The organism is Cytobacillus sp. S13-E01 (assembly GCF_029193815.1).
In the GTDB taxonomy this organism is placed as follows: Bacteria; Bacillota; Bacilli; order Bacillales; family Bacillaceae_L; genus Bacillus_BV.
In genome coordinates this window covers 76,960-95,992 of sequence record NZ_JARFVC010000008.1, presented here as the reverse complement: position 1 = coordinate 95,992, position 19,033 = coordinate 76,960, and the positions used below count along the sequence as shown (strand labels likewise).

Here is a 19,033-nt window from a genome sequence, read left to right as displayed (position 1 = left end):
TCTTAAGACTTATTTTTGAAAGGGGCATGATATAGTGGGTACTTTATTAGTTATTAATTTGATTGCATTCTTAACTGTAACCGCTTACGCAGTATATTTATTTATCTACTTAATTAAGACAAGAATGGAATATATCAAGCTCGGTAAAAAGGTTGAATTTGATCGTAAATTCAAAGAGCGTCTAGATAAGGTTTGGGTCAATGTATTTGGCCAGAAAAAGCTTTTAAAAGATAAAAAAAGTGGTGCAATCCACGTTATGTTCTTTTATGGCTTCATATTAGTTCAGTTTGGTGCAATTGATTTCATTATAAAAGGATTAGTGCCTGGGTCTCACCTTCCACTCGGACCTTTGTATCCAGCATTTACATTCTTCCAAGAAATCGTTACGTTTATGATTTTAGTAGCGGTTGTGTGGGCTTTCCACCGTCGTTATATTGAAAAATTAGTTCGTTTAAAAAGAGGCTTTAAATCAGGACTAGTTCTACTTTTCATTGGTGGATTAATGTTATCAGTGCTTTTAGGAAATGGAATGGGCATTGTATGGCATGGTGAAGAGTTAACATGGAGTGAGCCAATCGCTTCTGGATTTGCTTTTATACTAGGCTGGATTGGTGAAACTGCATCAATCATAGTGTTTTACATTTCATGGTGGATTCACTTGCTGTTCTTATTAACATTCCTTGTGTATGTACCACAATCTAAGCATGCACACTTAATTGCAGGACCAGTCAATGTATTTTTTGGACGCATATCTAACCCTGGTAAACTTGAAAAGATTGATTTTGAAGATGAAAGTCAAGAATCCTATGGTGTTGGTAAAATTGAAGACTTTAAACAAACACAGTTAGTTGATTTATATGCCTGTGTGGAATGTGGACGTTGTACAAACTTGTGTCCAGCAACAGGTACAGGTAAAATGTTATCACCAATGGATTTAATCTTAAAATTACGTGATCACTTAACTGAAAAAGGTGCGGTTGTTACATCTAGAGCACCATGGGTACCGGCTGTTGCATTTTCAAACACAAAAGGGAATCAACTAGCACTAGCTTCAGCAGGAAAAGGTGCTGAGGAAACAGCTGCAACATTAGAAATGGCTTACAATCCAAGCTTAATTGGTGAAGTTATTACAGAAGAAGAAATTTGGGCATGTACGACTTGTCGTAACTGTGAAGATCAATGTCCAGTCATGAATGAGCATGTTGATAAAATTATCGACCTACGTCGTTATCTTGTTTTAACAGAAGGAAAAATGAACCCAGATGCACAACGTGCGATGACAAACATTGAGCGCCAAGGAAATCCATGGGGATTAAACCGTAAAGAAAAAGAAAACTGGCGTGAAGTTCGTGAAGATGTGGTTGTACCAACTGTGAAAGAAATGAAAAAAGCTGGAGAAGATTTTGAATACCTATTATGGGTTGGTTCTATGGGTGCATTCGATAATCGAAGCCAAAAAATTGCATTATCTTTTGCTAAATTATTAAATGAGGCTGGAGTTAAATTTGCAATTCTTGGTAATAAGGAGAAGAACTCGGGTGATACACCGCGTCGTTTAGGGAATGAATTTTTATTCCAAGAGCTAGCAACAAATAATATCGCTGAATTTGAGAAAAATGAAGTGAAGAAAATCGTAACGATTGATCCACACGCTTACAATATATTCAAAAATGAATACCCTGATTTCGGTTTGCAAGCTGAAGTTTACCACCACACCGAACTACTTGCAAAGCTTGTGAAGGAAGGTAGACTCGTTCCTAAATACGAAGTGAATGAAACGATCACGTACCATGATTCATGTTACTTAGGAAGATACAATGAGGTTTATGAGGAGCCACGTGATATCCTAAAAGCAATTCCTGGCGTAAAGCTACTTGAGATGGAACGTAACCGCGAAACAGGTATGTGCTGTGGAGCAGGGGGAGGACTAATGTGGATGGAAGAGGACACAGGAAGCCGAATAAATGTTGCAAGAACAGAACAGGCTTTAGCGGTTCAACCAAGCATTATTAGCTCTGGCTGTCCGTACTGCTTAACGATGTTAAGTGATGGAACAAAGGCGAAGGAAGTTGAAGAAGAAGTTGGAACCTATGATATTGCTGAACTTTTAGAGCGATCAGTAGTTGGTGAAACAAAAGGACTTGCTTCTTAAACCAGCACAAATTTATTAGATTTTAATGAAAATTAAGTATTCAAATTTTCCAATTTTTGCAGTAAAATAGAATAATAGAGTGGTAGAACGCATAAAAAATGAGTCGAGGTGTACGAACGTAGAAGATTGTACACCTCCTTCATTGGACAAAAATCGAGCGAGCGTTCAGTCATAGTTTTGTAAGCGCTTAAAATAGAAATCAACTTAAATTTAATGGGAGGTAGGAATATGGGGAAAACAGTTATTTTAAGCGGTGTGCGTACACCATTTGGAAAATTAGGTGGTTCACTTAGCTCATTAACAGCTTCTGAATTAGGTGGTATTGCAGTTAAAGAGGCACTTGTTCGTGCTGGAGTTGTGGCTGCTAATGTCGATGAAGTCATTCTTGGATCTGTTTTACAAGGAGGACAAGGACAAATACCTTCACGACAAGCGGCGCGACATGCAGGAATTCCGTGGGAAGTAAAAACAGAAACAATTAATAAAGTCTGTGCCTCTGGCCTTCGAAGTGTTACATTAGCTGATCAAATTATCCGTGCTGGTGATGAAGAGATAATTGTCGCTGGTGGGATGGAATCAATGAGTAATGCCCCATATATTTTGCCAAAAGCACGCTTTGGACTTCGAATGGGAGATGCTAGTGTGAAAGATTTAATGGTTCATGATGGATTAACATGTAGCTTCAATGGCGTTCACATGGGAACATACGGAAATGAAACGGCTTTAGAGTTAGGTCTTACACGTGAAGCTCAGGATGAGTGGGCATATACAAGCCATCAACGTACAGTTACAGCAGTCGAAACAGGAAAATTAGCTGAAGAAATTGTTGCGGTAGAAATAAAAGGGCGTAAAGGTGAGGTAACACGTATTGATCAAGACGAAGCACCTCGTAAAGATACATCCTTTGAAAAGCTAGCAAAATTGAAGCCTGTGTTTAATGTGGATGGCACAATTACAGCTGGAAATGCTCCGGGAATCAATGATGGAGCTGCAGCACTTGTATTGATGAGCGAAGAACGTGCAGCGAAAGAAGGAAAACAACCGTTAGCTACCATCGTTGCCCATACTGCCATTGCTGTTGAGGCAAAGGATTTCCCAAAAACACCAGGTCTAGTCATTAATGAGCTCTTAAAGAAAACGGGTAAAGTAGTTGCTGACATCGATCTTTTTGAAGTGAATGAAGCATTCGCTGCAGTCGCACTTGCAAGCGGTCAAATTGCAGATTTAGATCCTACAAAAGTAAATGTTAATGGCGGTGCAGTAGCATTAGGTCACCCAATCGGAGCAAGTGGAGCCCGTATCATTATTACACTTATCCACGAACTAAAACGCAGAGGCGGAGGCACCGGAATCGCAGCAATCTGCAGTGGTGGCGGCCAGGGCGATGCGATAATGGTTCAAGTATAAAAGCGATTCGACATGTACCTGGTACATGTCGAAATACAGGAGGTAATAGCAATGAATGTTCAAAAAGTAATGGTGATTGGTGCGGGTCAAATGGGTTCAGGAATTGCCCAAGTTTGTGCAATGTCTGGCTATGATGTGAAATTACATGATATAAAGCAAGACTTTCTTGATAGAGGATTTGGAATTATCAATAAGAACCTATCACGCCAAGTGGATAAGGGCCGCATGACTGAAACGGAGATGGTGGCTACCTTAAACAGAATTACACCTTCACTAGACTTACAAAATGCTAGTGATGTTGACCTTGTAATTGAAGCGGCAATCGAAAACATGGACATTAAGACAAAGCTTTTTGCGGAATTAGACCAAATTACACCGCAGACTACTATCTTAGCGACAAACACATCCTCACTACCGATTACAGAAATAGCTGCAGCCACAAATCGCCCGGAAAAAGTAATTGGTATGCACTTTATGAATCCAGTTCCAGTGATGAAATTAGTAGAAATCATTCGTGGCTTAGCTACTTGTGATGAAGTATATGATGTTATTGAAGATATGACGAAAAAATTAAGCAAGGTACCAGTTGAAGTGAATGATTTCCCAGGCTTTGTTTCTAATCGAATTTTAATGCCGATGATCAATGAAGCGATTTTTACTGTCTATGAAGGTGTTGCAACACCTGAAGCCATTGATGAAGTAATGAAGCTTGGGATGAACCACCCGATGGGACCATTAACTTTAGCTGACTTTATCGGACTTGATACATGTCTTTATATTATGGAAACCCTACATGAAGGCTTTGGTGATGACAAATATCGCCCATGCCCATTGCTTAGAAAATATGTAAAAGCAGGCTGGCTAGGTAAGAAATCAGGTCGTGGCTTCTACTCGTATGGGGCTTAAAACACGAGCGTTTTACTAGATGAATCACCCATCCATACATCTAAGAGGAGGCTTACAATGAACTTCCGTTTTACAAAAGAGCAAGAAATAATGAGAAAGATGGTTCGCGAATTTGCCGAAAAAGAGATTGCTCCGCATATTGAAGAAATGGAAAACGGTCACTTTCCTAGAGAAATTCTCGCGAAGATGGCAAATTTAGGTTTAATGGGGATTACTACCCCTGAAACACTGGGTGGTTCTAAGATGGACTTTACTTCTTACATCATCGCCATTCATGAATTATCTAAAGTTAGTGCAACAATCGGGGTGATTTTGTCTGTACACACCTCAGTGGGAACAAACCCGATTCTTTACTTTGGAACAAAAGAGCAAAAGCAAAAATACGTGCCAAAGCTAGCGTCTGGTGAATATCTAGGGGCGTTTTGCTTAACAGAACCAAGTGCAGGTTCAGATGCCGCTAGTCTGAAAACAAAGGCAGTCAAACAAGGGAATCACTATATATTAAATGGTTCAAAGGTATTTATCACAAATGGTGGTGAAGCAGATACGTATATCGTTTTTGCAAGGACTAACCCTGAAGAAAAAGGTAGTAAGGGTGTATCGGCATTTATTGTAGAGAAAAGTACACCAGGCTTTATTATCGGCAAGGATGAGCATAAAATGGGTCTTCATGGATCAAGAACGGTTCAAATAACCTTTGAAGATGCAAAAGTCCCAGTCGAGAACCTACTAGGTGAAGAAGGAGAAGGTTTTAAAATTGCGTTATCAAACTTAGATATTGGCAGAATTGGGATAGCGGCACAATCACTGGGAATTGCTGAGGCAGCACTTAAGCATGCAGTAAATTACGCAAAAGAACGAGTTCAATTTGGAGAACCAATCGCTGCTCAGCAAGGAATTGGTTTTAAGCTTGCTGATATGGCAACAAGTGTTGAAGCTGCCAAACTATTAGTCTACCGGGCTGCATATTTACGTACAAACAATCTTCCTTGTGGCAAGGAAGCATCAATGGCAAAACTGTATGCTTCCAAAGCTGCAATGGACGTTGCTACAGAAGCCATCCAAGTATACGGGGGATATGGCTATACAAAAGAATATCCTGTTGAACGCTTTTTCCGTGATGCAAAAATATGTGAAATATACGAAGGCACTAGCGAAATACAACACATAGTGATTAGCAAACACCTTTTAAAATAATGGAGGAACGACACAATGAATTTTAAACTTTCAGAAGAACATGAAATGATTCGAAAAATGGTCCGTGACTTTGCAAAAAATGAAGTAGCTCCAACAGCCGCAGAGCGTGATGAAGAAGAACGCTTTGACCGTGAAATTTTTGACAAAATGGCTGAACTAGGATTAACAGGGATTCCTTGGCCTGAAGAGTACGGTGGAATCGGAAGTGACTATTTAGCCTATTGTATCGCAATTGAAGAGCTATCCCGCGTATGTGCATCAACGGGTGTAACTTTGTCAGCCCACACATCATTAGCTGGCTGGCCAATCTTTAAATTTGGAAATGAAGAACAAAAGCAAAAGTACCTAAGACCAATGGCAGAAGGCAAGAAGATTGGTGCATACGGCTTAACTGAACCAGGTTCAGGCTCAGATGCTGGTGGAATGAGAACAACTGCGAGACTTGATGGTGATGATTACGTTTTAAATGGCTCAAAGATTTTTATTACAAATGGTGGGATTGCTGATATTTATGTGGTTTTTGCCTTAACAGATCCAACTTCAAAGTATAAAGGGACATCAGCATTTATCGTTGAAAGTGATTTCCCAGGATTTTCAGTTGGTAAAAAGGAAAAGAAACTAGGGATTCGTTCATCCCCAACCACAGAAATCATGTTTGAAGAGTGCCGCGTACCAAAAGAAAACCTTCTTGGAGCCGAAGGGGAAGGTTTTAAAGTGGCGATGATGACATTAGATGGTGGTCGTAACGGAATTGCTGCCCAAGCAGTAGGGATTGCTCAGGGCGCGCTAGATGCGGCAGTAGATTACGCAAAAGAGCGTGAACAATTTGGCAAGCCTATCGCAGCACAACAAGGAATCGGCTTTAAACTTGCTGACATGGCGACTGGAATCGAAGCTTCTCGACTATTAACCTATCAAGCTGCATGGTTAGAGTCAGAGGGCCTACCATATGGAAAAGAATCGGCAATGTCTAAATTACTAGCTGGGGATACAGCTATGAAGGTGACAACTGAGGCGGTTCAAGTATTCGGTGGCTATGGTTATACAAAGGATTATCCAGTAGAACGTTATATGCGTGATGCCAAAATTACTCAAATCTATGAAGGTACTCAAGAAATTCAACGTCTAGTTATTTCAAGAATGATTACGAAATAAGATTTAAGAAAAATCGACAAGTACCAAGTACATGTCGAAGCTTCTATTTGCAATATATGAAGATTAGAGGTTTGGAGAAGGTCCTAATATGAATTTTTATACAATGCCTAATCCTCTCACTTCAAGTAATGGAGTGGTGAAATGAAAAAACGCGAAGTACCTGCTTCTGTAAAAGATGAGCGCCTAATAAAAAAAAGACGGGATCAGATGATTAAAGGAGCAGTTACCCTTTTTAAAGAAAAAGGTTTCCACCGGACAACAACGAGAGAAATAGCTAAAGCAGCGGGCTTTAGCATCGGAACATTATATGAATACATTCGTAAAAAAGAAGATGTTCTCTACTTAGTTTGTGACAGCATTTATGATCAGGTTCGAGACAGAATGCAGCAGGATATTGATACGAATCAAGGAAGTATAGAAAGCTTAAAGCTTGCAATTGCACACTATTTTCGAGTAATGGACGAAATGCAAGCTGAAGTCCTAGTTATGTACCAAGAAGCAAAATCGCTTTCAAAGGATGCTTTGCCCTATGTCTTAAAAAAAGAGTTTGAAATGGTAGCAATGTTTGAAAGTGTCATTTTAGGCTGTATCGAAACGGGTGAACTTCAATTGGAAAAACGTGAAGTCAATTTGATTGCCCATAATATTTATGTTCAAGGTCAAATGTGGGGCTTTCGCCGTTGGGCACTTCAAAAGCTTTATACATTAGACGAGTATATAGGGCTTCAAACATCGCTTCTTTTAAAAGGGATACACAAGGAAGCTATCGTTGAAAAATAGGCTAGTAGAAAGGATGAGTTATATGCAAGAAAAGTATCGTCCAAACCATCATATTCGATTTGTAACGGCATCTAGTCTTTTTGATGGACATGATGCATCGATTAATATTATGCGTCGAATCATTCAAGCGAATGGGGCGGAGGTAATCCACCTAGGTCATAACCGCTCAGTTGAAGAAGTGGTAAATGCAGCGATTCAAGAAGATGTTCAAGGAATTGCGATCTCTTCATACCAAGGTGGACATGTCGAATATTTTAAATATATGTATGATCTTTTAAAAGAACGTGGTGCGACACATATTCGTATCTATGGTGGCGGTGGTGGGGTTATTATTCCTCGTGAAATTAAGGACCTACATGAATACGGTATTGCTCGTATCTTTTCACCTGAGGATGGTCGAAAGTACGGTCTAGAAGGCATGATTCAACTCATGATCAAAGAATGTGATTTTTCTACGACACCTAAAAATGTAGGGGAGCAAATAGATCGTCTTGAACAGGGAGACTATCAAGCTGTCGCAAAGTTAATTACAGTGGCTGAAAATCAGATAGATGTAACAAGTGAAGTAGCCGCAACGGCTGAAAGTGTAATGGATAAGGTGAAAGAGCTTGTTAAAAATGTCCCAGTAGTTGGGATTACTGGAACGGGTGGAGCTGGAAAAAGTTCATTAACCGATGAACTGATTCGTCGCTTTTTAAATGAAATCCCTGAAAAGAAGGTAGCAATTTTATCTGTCGATCCGACAAAACAAAAAACGGGTGGAGCTTTACTTGGGGACCGTATTCGCATGAACGCGATTTTTTCACCACGCGTTTATATGAGAAGCTTAGCAACAAGAGGTTCAAAGACAGAGCTTTCCCTTGCGATTAAGGATGCGATAGCAGTAACGAAGGCTGCAGGCTTTGATTTGGTTATTGTTGAGACAAGCGGAATTGGTCAAGGTGATGCGGAAATCGCAGAAATCTGTGATTTATCTATGTATGTCATGACAAGTGAATTCGGAGCACCTTCACAGCTTGAAAAAATTGATATGATCGATTTTGCTGATCTTATTGTTATCAATAAATTTGAGCGAAAAGGTTCTGAGGATGCAAAACGTCAAGTTCAAAAACAATACCAAAGAAGTCGTCTCCTTTTTGAAAAAGACTTTTCAGAGATGCCGGTGTTCGGTACTATCGCAAGTCAATTTAATGACCCTGGAACAAACACATTGTTTGTGAACTTAGTTGAATTACTAAATGAAAAAGCGAATACAAACTGGACGACATCACTTGAAAAAACAACAGATGTAGAAAAACAAAATGTCATCATTCCTAATGACCGTCGTTATTATTTACGAGAGATTTCTGACACAGTTAGGAAATACCATAAAAAAGCTGAGGAACAAGTAGAAGTCGCTCGTAAACTATTCCAAATCAATGGAACGATTGAAAGTTTGGTAGAAATAGATCATAACGAATCAGTACTAGAAACCCTAAACGCACTTAAAGCGAGCTATGAAACGAAATTAACACATGAATCCAAACGCATATTAGATTCATGGGATCAGCTTAAGGATATGTATTCAAAAGATAAGTTTGTAACAAAAGTACGTGACAAAGAGATCATTACCATTTTACAAACAAAAAGTTTATCAGGGTTAAATATCCCGAAAGTTGTCTTGCCAAGATACAAGGATTTAGGAGAAATTTTACGTTGGGTTTATAAAGAGAATGTACCAGGCTCATTCCCATATACTGCTGGCGTGTTTCCGTTTAAACGTGAAGGTGAAGATCCTAAGCGGCAGTTTGCTGGCGAAGGTACACCAGACAGAACAAATAGACGCTTCCACTATTTATCAAAGGATGATGATGCGAAACGACTAAGTACTGCTTTTGATTCTGTTACGTTATATGGTGAAGACCCTGCATACCGCCCTGATATCTACGGCAAGGTTGGGGAAAGTGGAGTAAGTGTTTGTACATTAGATGATATGAAAAAGCTTTATAATGGCTTTGATTTATGTGCACCATCGACATCCGTTTCGATGACAATCAATGGTCCAGCGCCGATTATTTTAGCGATGTTTATGAATACGGCGATTACACAACAGGTTGAAATGCGAGAAACTGAACTTGGCCGCATTTTAACGGTTGAGGAGTTCCACGAAGTAAGAGCGAAAACATTACAAACCGTTCGTGGTACCGTTCAAGCTGATATTTTAAAAGAAGACCAAGGTCAAAATACATGCATTTTCTCAACTGAGTTTGCGCTTCGGATGATGGGTGATATTCAAGAATACTTTATCAACAATAAAGTACGAAACTACTATTCAGTATCTATTTCTGGTTACCATATTGCTGAAGCAGGTGCCAATCCGATTTCTCAATTAGCGTTTACGCTATCAAATGGTTTCACCTATGTAGAATACTATTTAAGTCGAGGAATGAATATTGATGATTTTGCACCTAACCTTTCTTTCTTCTTTAGCAACGGACTCGATCCTGAGTATACGGTAATTGGTCGTGTGGCTAGAAGAATTTGGGCAACTGTAATGAGAGATAAATATGGAGCAAATGAACGTAGTCAAAAGCTTAAATATCATGTCCAAACATCAGGACGCTCTTTACATGCTCAAGAAATTGATTTTAATGACATTCGTACGACCTTACAAGCTCTTATGGCACTGCAGGATAATTGTAATTCACTTCATACAAACGCATATGATGAAGCAATTACAACCCCAACAGAGGAATCGGTACGTCGTGCAATGGCGATTCAAATGATTATTACAAAAGAGCATGGACTTGCGAAAAATGAAAATCCATTACAAGGTTCATTTGTGGTGGAAGAACTAACAGATCTTGTTGAAGAAATGGTCCTACAAGAATTTGAACGCTTAAATGACCGTGGTGGTGTACTAGGTGCAATGGAAACTCAGTACCAACGTGGAAAAATTCAAGACGAATCAATGTACTATGAAATGAAAAAGCATACGGGTGAGCTTCCGATTATTGGGGTCAACACCTACCTAAACCCAAACCCACCTTCTGAAGAAGAACAAAATGAAATCGAGTTGGCTAGGGCAACACAGGAAGAAAAAGAATTACAAATCAAGAACCTAAAAAGCTTCCAGGAGCAAAACAAAGATAGCGTGAATGTGGCACTTACAAGGTTAAAACAAACAGCCATTAACAATGGAAACATCTTCGAAGAGTTAATGGAAACAGTAAAAGTCGCAAGTCTTGGACAAATCACCCATGCACTATACGAGGTTGGCGGTCAGTATAGACGGAATATGTAGACTAAAAATGCGTAAGGAGCTAGACAGGCCCCAACCAGAAAAGCGCCCGTCGCGCTTTAAATAGCTATAAACAAAAAAGGGCAGAGTGGTCTGTCCTTTTTTCTAAAGATAAGAAAGTATAAAAATTGTACCTAGTCTTAGTGTCTAGCTCCAGGCGCTATCGGACCTGAGGTCGTAAACCAATCCCTTCCCGAAGGCAAAAAACGCCTTCAGTTAGGGCTCGTCTTATGTTTGACTTGCACAGGGTGGTTGATGTCGATGATCGAAACAGGACGTGGCGGGTTTTAATCGACGCGCCGGTAAGCGGGCGCCCTCCGCTTTTCTTACCTTGTGAAAATGTTATATTTAAGTTATAGTCCATTTATGAGTTGCTCACTAACAATGTAACTTGTTTTTTGCTTTTTTTTAAACTTTACTTATAATAACCTAGCATAAACTGGTTGATTTTGTTTATAATGAATGGTATGTATTTTAGAGGGATTATGTTCCAATTGTGAAAACCCAATGGACATGCTCATATACATCCGCAGTTACTACATAATGTTGTACTTATATATTCGCTATGTACCATAGAAAGGGAGTGCTTACATGAATTTAGAGCAATACTCACCAGAACAAATAAAAGAAATGTCAATGCTTGAGCTTGCTACAGTAATTTTTCATACTAAAAAAGAGGCGATTGCATTTAAAGATTTAGTAGATCAAGTAGTGAAAAAACTAGGCATGTCTAACAAAGAATTACAAGAAAGAATCGCACAATTTTACACTGACTTAAATTTTGACGGTCGCTTTATTTCTCTTGGAGAAAACCGTTGGGGTTTAAGAAGTTGGTATCCATATGAGCAAATTGATGAAGAGGTTCCTGTTGTAGCTAAGCCTAAAAAGAAAAAAGGTAAGAAGAAAGTTGACGAAGAAGATTTAGACTTAGTTGATTTTGATGAACTTGATGAAGATGACTTAGAGTTTGATGATATTGATGATCTTGATGATGATTCAGATAGTATAGATGACGATGATGACGACGATGACGATGATGATGATGATTTGCTTGAGGATGATTTAGAAGTAGCTGATCTAGATGAAGATTTAGACGAGGATCTAGATGAAGATTTAGACGAAGATGACGACTTAGAGGTTGATGATGTAGACATAGATGAAGATGAAGAAGAAAACTAAAAGCAACTTGACTTTTTAAATCGAACTATGTAGAATACTTTTTGGGCTCTTTAAATAGAATTATTTTATGACTATAAATGAACCGCTCCCCTTACCTTAACTGTGTAAGTGGAGCTTTTTTTGTTTGTTAGTACTTTTATACATTCATCCAAAATAAATGTTTTTAGATCATTTTGAGCAAACTCTAAATAATACATAGGAATTTCAAGGGGGAAAAACGATGACAAAATATATTTTTGTAACTGGCGGTGTGGTTTCGTCTTTAGGAAAAGGTATTGTAGCTGCTTCCTTAGGTCGTTTATTAAAAAATCGAGGGTTAAATGTCACGATTCAAAAATTTGACCCTTATATTAACGTCGACCCAGGTACAATGAGTCCGTACCAGCATGGTGAGGTTTTTGTAACGGATGATGGTGCAGAAACAGACCTAGATCTAGGGCATTATGAGCGTTTCATTGATATCAACCTAAATAAATATAGTAACGTAACAACAGGGAAAATATATTCTACTGTTTTGAAAAAGGAACGACGTGGAGACTATTTGGGTGGTACAGTTCAAGTCATTCCACATATTACAAATGAAATAAAAGAACGAGTATTCCGAGCAGGACGTGAAACAAACGCAGATGTTGTTATTACAGAAATTGGTGGTACTGTTGGTGATATCGAGTCACTACCATATCTAGAAGCGATTCGCCAAATCAAAAGTGACATCGGCCGTGACAATATCATGTATATTCACTGCACACTTATTCCGTATATTAAAGCAGCGGGAGAAATGAAAACCAAGCCAACACAACATAGTGTAAAAGAATTACGCAGCTTAGGAATTCAGCCCAATGTAATTGTTGTACGTACAGAACAGCCAGTTTCCCAAGATATGAAAGATAAAATTGCGCTTTTCTGTGATATCGATACAAAAGCAGTTATAGAATCACGTGATGCAGATACACTTTATAGCATTCCACTAGCATTACAAGACCAACATCTTGATCAAATTACATGTGAACACTTAAAGCTAACATGTAAAGATGCTGATATGACTGAGTGGAAAGAGCTGGTAGAAAAGGTAACGCATTTATCTAAGAAAACAAGAATCGCACTTGTAGGTAAATATGTTGAATTACAAGATGCCTATATTTCAGTTGTTGAAGCTTTACGCCATGCTGGCTATGCCTTTGATTCTGATGTTGCTATTAAGTGGATTAATTCAGAGGAAATCTCAGCTAAAAATGCTTCAGAACTATTAGCAGATGTTGATGGAATTTTAGTGCCGGGTGGCTTTGGTGACCGCGGAATCGAAGGCAAGATTGCAACTATGCAGTTTGCTCGTGAAAGTAAAACTCCTCTATTAGGTATTTGCCTAGGAATGCAGCTTGCATCTGTAGAATTTGCTCGTAACGTTCTTGGTTTGAAAGATGCTCATTCTGCTGAAATTAACCCAGAAACAACGAATCCAATCATTGACCTTCTTCCTGAACAAAAGGATGTTGAGGATCTAGGTGGAACGCTCCGTCTTGGGTTGTTCCCTTGTAAGCTAACAGAAGGAACAAAAGCGTATGAAGCATACCAGGATGAAGTAGTGTATGAGCGCCATCGTCACCGCTATGAGTTCAACAACTACTACCGTCAAGCGATGGAAGCAAAAGGCTTTATCTTCTCTGGGACAAGTCCAGACGGAAGACTTGTTGAAATAATCGAGTTAAAGGATCATCCATGGTTTGTGGCATCACAATTCCATCCGGAGTTTAGGTCTCGTCCAACAAGACCTCAAGCCTTGTTCCGTGAGTTCATTCGTGCCTCCCTTGTACAAGCTGAACAAATTTAACAAGAAAAGCGCAGGGCGCCCGCTTCGAGGAAAGTCTACTAAAACCCGCCACGTCCTGTGGCGAACGTCGACAACAGCACATCCTGTGCAATTCAAGCATAAGACAAGCCGGCTGGAAGGTTGTTCTTCTTTACCTTCCGGACGGATTGGCTTATGACCTCAGGGCCGATGGCGCCTGGAGCTAGACACCAAAACTAGGTAAAAATTTTATACTTACTTACCTTTAAACAAAAAGAAGCCTAATGCACAGTCGCATTAGGCTTCTTGGTTGTATACGATATCTTATTTTAATATTCATCTTCCAAATATTCTTTTACCATTTCTTTTATTGAAAAGGCTAAGCCATAATAGGCAAATAGAGCAGTCATGATGGAAGGAAAACCATAGCGACTCCCATCGTCATCAGGAATAAGCGGTTTTAATAATTTACTATCAATATGTATATCTACAATCTGTTCTAAAGAAGTGGCTTCATTAGATTTGTTTATAGCTGAAATTCCGACTACCTGTGTGCCTCTAGCGACCAGTGAATTTGCTAGGCTAATTACCTCTGCATCTGTCGAAAAACGAGAAATAAGTAGTACGCGATCAACACCTATTAGATCTGCCATTATATTAGTATCATCTATTAGACGTGCGGCCGAATGTATGGGCTCTTCTCCAATTGTAGCCTCAAGTGTAATAGCTTCCATTTCCATTATCCCATGGACATATATAGTCCCTTCACCAATCACAGCCTGAGCAAGCAGCCTGGCACCATCCTCAATATTTTGCTGCTCTTGCTCTGTTATCTTAGTTAATAATCCTTGCAACTGAGTTGTAAAGATCTTCATCATGTAATATCTACTCCTTTTATTTCCTAAATAACTAGCTATATTATACGATTATATCGGAAAATCGAATTTGGGTGAAATTTGTCGATAACCTCTTTTTGTAGAAAGAAGGATAAAGATACAAGAAAGTAGAATATAGGTAGTTAAAGAAAACTCCGAAGATAGCAAATCCAATCTAAATTAGAGGTGTAACAGATGTCAGAGAAAATATTAATTGTTGATGATCAGTACGGAATTCGTATTTTATTGAATGAAGTTTTTCAAAAAGAAGGATATGCAACGTTTCAAGCTGCAAATGGATATCAAGCAATTGATATAGTTGAAAAGCATTCACCTGACTTAGTGTTACTTGACATGAAAATTCCAGGGATGGACGGGATAGAAATTCTGAAACGATTAAAAGCCATTGATAAGGACATTCGTGTCATTATCATGACTGCTTATGGTGAATTGGACATGATTCAAGAAGCAAAAGATTTAGGTGCAATTACCCACTTTGCGAAACCTTTTGATATTGATGAGATTCGTGAAGCTGTTAAAAAACATGTAAAAGTAAGCTCATAAGAGTGGTGTTTAAATGTCGGAAAAAGTTAATAGCGATTTGTAAATGCTTACATTTGCATAAGGTCGTTATAGATAATAAAAGCATAAGGGTAGACTGTTGCGGTATTGAAATTTAGTTGGTATGCTATGTACTGTAATCAGCTATTCTAAAAGATTTAGCGACATTTTAGGTAGATTGACATATAACATAGTCTTATTTTAACTTAGGTTTTTTCTGAAAATTTAAAAACTAAAGAAATGGCTTAAGTTGATGGCAAATTGCTCTTTGTCATAAATACATATCATTTATTTTATATGGCAATCCTATGAACTAGGAGCTTTTAGAATAGTAGTCACTATATGTACATAAGGAGGATTTATAATATGCCTTTAGTTTCAATGAAAGAGATGCTAAACAAAGCGAAATCAGAAAGATATGCAGTTGGTCAATTTAACTTAAATAACCTTGAGTTTACACAAGCCATTTTACAAGCTGCACAAGAGGAAAACTCGCCAGTTATTCTTGGTGTATCAGAAGGTGCAGCACGTTATATGGGTGGATTTAAGACAGTTGTTGCAATCGTTAAAGCACTTATGGATGATTATAAAATTACAGTGCCAGTAGCAATTCACTTAGATCATGGTTCAAGCTTTGAAAAGTGTGCCCAAGCTATACATGCTGGATTCACTTCAGTTATGATAGATGGTTCACACCACCCCCTTGAAGAGAATATTGCAATCACTAAGAAAGTTGTTGAGCTTGCACATATTCACGGTGTATCAGTAGAAGCAGAACTTGGTCGTATCGGTGGCCAAGAGGATGACTTAATTGTTGATGATGCTAATGCTGCTTATGCTATTCCTGCTGAGTGTGATCAATTAGTTCGTGAAACAGGAGTAGATTGCTTTGCACCTGCTTTAGGATCCGTACACGGACCATATAAAGGTGAACCAAACCTTGGATTTGATCGAATGAAAGAAGTTATGGAATTAACAGGTGTTCCACTTGTTCTACATGGTGGTACTGGAATTCCGACAAAAGATATTCAAAAAGCAGTTTCTCTAGGTACTGCAAAAATTAATGTGAATACCGAAAATCAAATCTCATCAGCTAAGGTTGTTCGTGAAGTATTAGCTGAAAAACCAAATGAGTATGATCCACGTAAATACTTAGGACCTGCTCGTGATGCTATTAAAGAAACAGTAAAAGGGAAAATGCGTGAATTTGGTTCTTCTCAAAAGGCATAAGCTTATAGGGGCCCCTGAAACTTTTTTAGGCGTGATACGTCTGTTTCTATAAAGGGATTCATTCTAAAGGAAAAACCGCCACCTGCACATAGTGCATAGTTTATTCGCATTTGCATGAATGCAGTAAACTAACAACGGCGGTTTTTCTTAGGTTTTAATGAGTAAAACGTCAATATTCGCCATTAAACTACATTATGGAGGGAAAAGATATGAAATTTTTCATCGATACTGCAAACCTTAATGAAATAAAGGAAGTGCATTCCTTAGGAGTATTAGCTGGTGTAACTACAAATCCAAGTCTAGTAGCAAAAGAAAATATCTCATTTGAAGATCGCTTAAAAGAAATTACTGAGGTAGTATCCGGTTCTGTAAGTGCTGAAGTTATTGCAACAAAATGGCAGGAAATGATTACAGAAGGTGAAGAATTAGCAAAAATCGCCCCAAATATTACGATTAAAGTACCAATGACACCAGATGGACTAAAGGCTGTCAAAATCTTTAAAGAAAAAGGTATAAAAACCAATGTAACCCTCATTTTCACAGCTAATCAAGCTCTTTTAGCCGCTAGGGCAGGTGCGTCGTATGTATCACCGTTTTTGGGTAGGTTAGACGATATCGGCCACAATGGCTTAGACCTAATATCAACAATTTCAGAGATTTTTGACGTCCATGGAATAGATACTGAAATAATAGCTGCATCCATTAGACATCCTCTCCATATTACAGAAGCTGCAATGCGTGGTGCCCATATCGCAACGGTGCCTTACAAAGTAATCTTACAACTATTTAATCACCCATTAACCGATCAAGGCATTGAGAAATTTTTAGAAGACTGGAATAATCGTCAAAAATAGTCTTTTTGAAAAAGTATATAGGACTAAAGGACAAAAATGATTTTTTTTTCATTTCCATACATGATTTTCACTTTTTCGTGTAAACTAGGAATTAATACTTGTACAGCTATGATTTTCAGTTATGGTATAATATTCCAACTTTTAAGTGAAGTGTAAAAGTATTACGATTAAACGTAATACTTACCCGGGGTCTTACAGGTGATAATTTTTTATAAAGCTAGTCGCATGCAGATTAAGAACCTGATTCACCAGTCATCTTCGCTAGAAGGGAGACTAATATGGAAAAATTAAAAATTGCAGGCGGATACCCTTTAAATGGAACTGTTAGAATAAGTGGTGCGAAAAATAGTGCTGTAGCTCTTATTCCAGCAACAATTTTAGCAGAATCTCCAGTCAAAATTGAAGGTTTGCCTGATATTTCGGATGTTCAAATGTTAAGTGATTTACTTGAGGAAATCGGAGGAACGGTTTCTTTGAAGGAAAATGAAATAATTGTCGACCCTAGTAATATTGTTTCCATGCCACTACCAAATGGTAAAGTTAAAAAACTTAGAGCGTCCTATTATTTAATGGGAGCTATGTTAGGTAGATTTAAAAAAGCTGTAATTGGCTTGCCAGGTGGTTGCCACTTAGGACCTCGGCCAATAGATCAGCACATAAAAGGTTTTGAGGCACTAGGCGCAAGGGTAACCAATGAGCAGGGAGCTATTTACCTACGGGCTGATGAGTTACGTGGGGCAAGAATATACTTAGATGTTGTAAGTGTTGGAGCAACAATCAATATCATGCTTGCTGCTGTACGTGCAAAGGGTCAGACTATTATTGAAAATGCTGCTAAAGAACCAGAAATTATAGATGTGGCAACACTTTTATCAAGTATGGGCGCTAAAATTAAAGGAGCAGGTACAGATGTTATCCGGATCGATGGTGTTGATAAATTAACAGGCTGTCAACACACGATTATTCCTGACAGAATAGAAGCTGGAACATACATGATTATTGGTGCAGCGATGGGAGAAAATGTTGTAATTGATAATGTGATTCCTCTTCACCTAGAATCTCTAATCGCTAAGTTTAGAGAGATGGGTATTACTGTTGAAACAAACGATGATCAAATTTTAATAAGGGGTACAAAAAAGCTAAAAGCGGTAGATATTAAGACCCTCGTCTATCCTGGTTTTCCAACAGACCTCCAACAGCCGTTTACTTCATTTTTAACAAAAGCAAATGGTACTGGTGTTGTAACAGATACGATTTATGGGGCTAGATTTAAGCATATTGATGAGTTACGTAGAATGAATGCTCAAATTAAGGTTGAGGGTCGTTCGGCCATTGTAACCGGTCCTGTTCAATTACAAGGTGCAAAAGTAAAAGCAAGTGATCTTCGTGCAGGTGCCGCTCTTATTGTAGCTGGTTTGATGGCAGAAGGTGTCACTGAAGTTACAGGCCTAGAGCATATCGACCGGGGCTATAGTAATCTTGTAGAAAAGCTTACAGGACTCGGGGCAACGATTTGGCGTGAAAAAATGACAAAAGAAGAAATAGAGCAGTTACAGAATTCATAATAAGAAAAGCGCAGGGCGTCCGTAGCTAGACACTAACACTAGGTACAAACTTTTATACTTTCTTATCTTTTAAGAAAAGTGCAAGGCGCCCAGGGTTAGAAACAAA

General features: G+C 38.6%; 14 protein-coding genes. 13 read left to right on the top strand and 1 reads right to left on the bottom strand.

The annotated features are described in order from the left end of the window. The first annotated feature begins 34 nt into the window (after positions 1–34). The 9 genes from PY093_RS07960 (at position 35) to PY093_RS07920 (ending at position 13,884) form a co-directional block, all read left to right on the top strand. Positions 35–2,152: a (Fe-S)-binding protein gene (locus tag PY093_RS07960; protein WP_275645351.1), complete on the top strand. Its 2,118-nt coding sequence runs from the start codon at positions 35–37 to the stop codon at positions 2,150–2,152. Between the two features lie 228 nt (positions 2,153–2,380). Beyond that, positions 2,381–3,559, top strand: a complete 1,179-nt coding sequence (locus tag PY093_RS07955; protein ID WP_275645350.1) for an acetyl-CoA C-acetyltransferase — start codon at positions 2,381–2,383, stop codon at positions 3,557–3,559. Between the two features lie 51 nt (positions 3,560–3,610). Continuing rightward, positions 3,611–4,465 (top strand): 3-hydroxybutyryl-CoA dehydrogenase, encoded by an 855-nt coding sequence (locus tag PY093_RS07950; protein ID WP_275645349.1) that lies wholly within the window; start codon positions 3,611–3,613, stop codon positions 4,463–4,465. 57 nt (positions 4,466–4,522) lie between these two features. Next, positions 4,523–5,662 carry an acyl-CoA dehydrogenase gene (locus PY093_RS07945; RefSeq protein WP_275645348.1) on the top strand — a complete coding sequence of 380 codons (1,140 nt, stop codon included), beginning with the start codon at positions 4,523–4,525 and terminating at the stop codon, positions 5,660–5,662. A gap of 15 nt (positions 5,663–5,677) precedes the next feature. Further along, a complete protein-coding gene (locus PY093_RS07940; protein ID WP_275645347.1) occupies positions 5,678–6,817 on the top strand; it encodes an acyl-CoA dehydrogenase in 1,140 nt (379 codons plus the stop codon). 141 nt (positions 6,818–6,958) lie between these two features. Further along, entirely contained in the window at positions 6,959–7,597 is a 639-nt protein-coding gene (locus tag PY093_RS07935) for a TetR/AcrR family transcriptional regulator (protein ID WP_275645346.1), read from the top strand. A gap of 22 nt (positions 7,598–7,619) precedes the next feature. Further along, the gene (gene icmF, locus PY093_RS07930; RefSeq protein WP_275645345.1) at positions 7,620–10,880 is read left to right on the top strand and encodes a fused isobutyryl-CoA mutase/GTPase IcmF; all 3,261 of its coding nucleotides are present in this window, start codon (positions 7,620–7,622) and stop codon (positions 10,878–10,880) included. 588 nt (positions 10,881–11,468) lie between these two features. Next, positions 11,469–12,056, top strand: coding sequence for a DNA-directed RNA polymerase subunit delta (gene rpoE / locus PY093_RS07925; protein ID WP_275645344.1), 588 nt, complete (start codon positions 11,469–11,471; stop codon positions 12,054–12,056). 220 nt (positions 12,057–12,276) lie between these two features. After that, positions 12,277–13,884 carry a CTP synthase gene (locus PY093_RS07920; RefSeq protein ID WP_275645343.1) on the top strand — a complete coding sequence of 536 codons (1,608 nt, stop codon included), beginning with the start codon at positions 12,277–12,279 and terminating at the stop codon, positions 13,882–13,884. 287 nt (positions 13,885–14,171) lie between these two features. On the opposite strand, the gene PY093_RS07915 is transcribed toward PY093_RS07920, so the two are convergent. After that, positions 14,172–14,720: a DUF2529 domain-containing protein gene (locus PY093_RS07915; RefSeq protein ID WP_275645342.1), complete on the bottom strand. Its 549-nt coding sequence runs from the start codon at positions 14,718–14,720 to the stop codon at positions 14,172–14,174. A 192-nt stretch (positions 14,721–14,912) separates the two neighbouring features. Between PY093_RS07915 and PY093_RS07910 the strand changes: the two genes are divergently transcribed. The 4 genes from PY093_RS07910 to PY093_RS07895 all read left to right on the top strand — a co-directional run bounded on the left by PY093_RS07910 (position 14,913) and on the right by PY093_RS07895 (position 18,927). Further along, on the top strand, positions 14,913–15,281 hold the full coding sequence (locus tag PY093_RS07910) for a response regulator (RefSeq protein ID WP_275645341.1): 369 nt from the start codon (positions 14,913–14,915) through the stop codon (positions 15,279–15,281). A gap of 363 nt (positions 15,282–15,644) precedes the next feature. Further along, positions 15,645–16,508 carry a class II fructose-bisphosphate aldolase gene (locus PY093_RS07905; protein WP_275645340.1) on the top strand — a complete coding sequence of 288 codons (864 nt, stop codon included), beginning with the start codon at positions 15,645–15,647 and terminating at the stop codon, positions 16,506–16,508. A gap of 209 nt (positions 16,509–16,717) precedes the next feature. Continuing rightward, on the top strand, positions 16,718–17,362 hold the full coding sequence (gene fsa / locus PY093_RS07900; protein ID WP_275645339.1) for a fructose-6-phosphate aldolase: 645 nt from the start codon (positions 16,718–16,720) through the stop codon (positions 17,360–17,362). Between the two features lie 278 nt (positions 17,363–17,640). Beyond that, positions 17,641–18,927, top strand: coding sequence for a UDP-N-acetylglucosamine 1-carboxyvinyltransferase (locus PY093_RS07895; protein ID WP_275645338.1), 1,287 nt, complete (start codon positions 17,641–17,643; stop codon positions 18,925–18,927). The last annotated feature ends 106 nt before the right edge of the window (positions 18,928–19,033 follow it).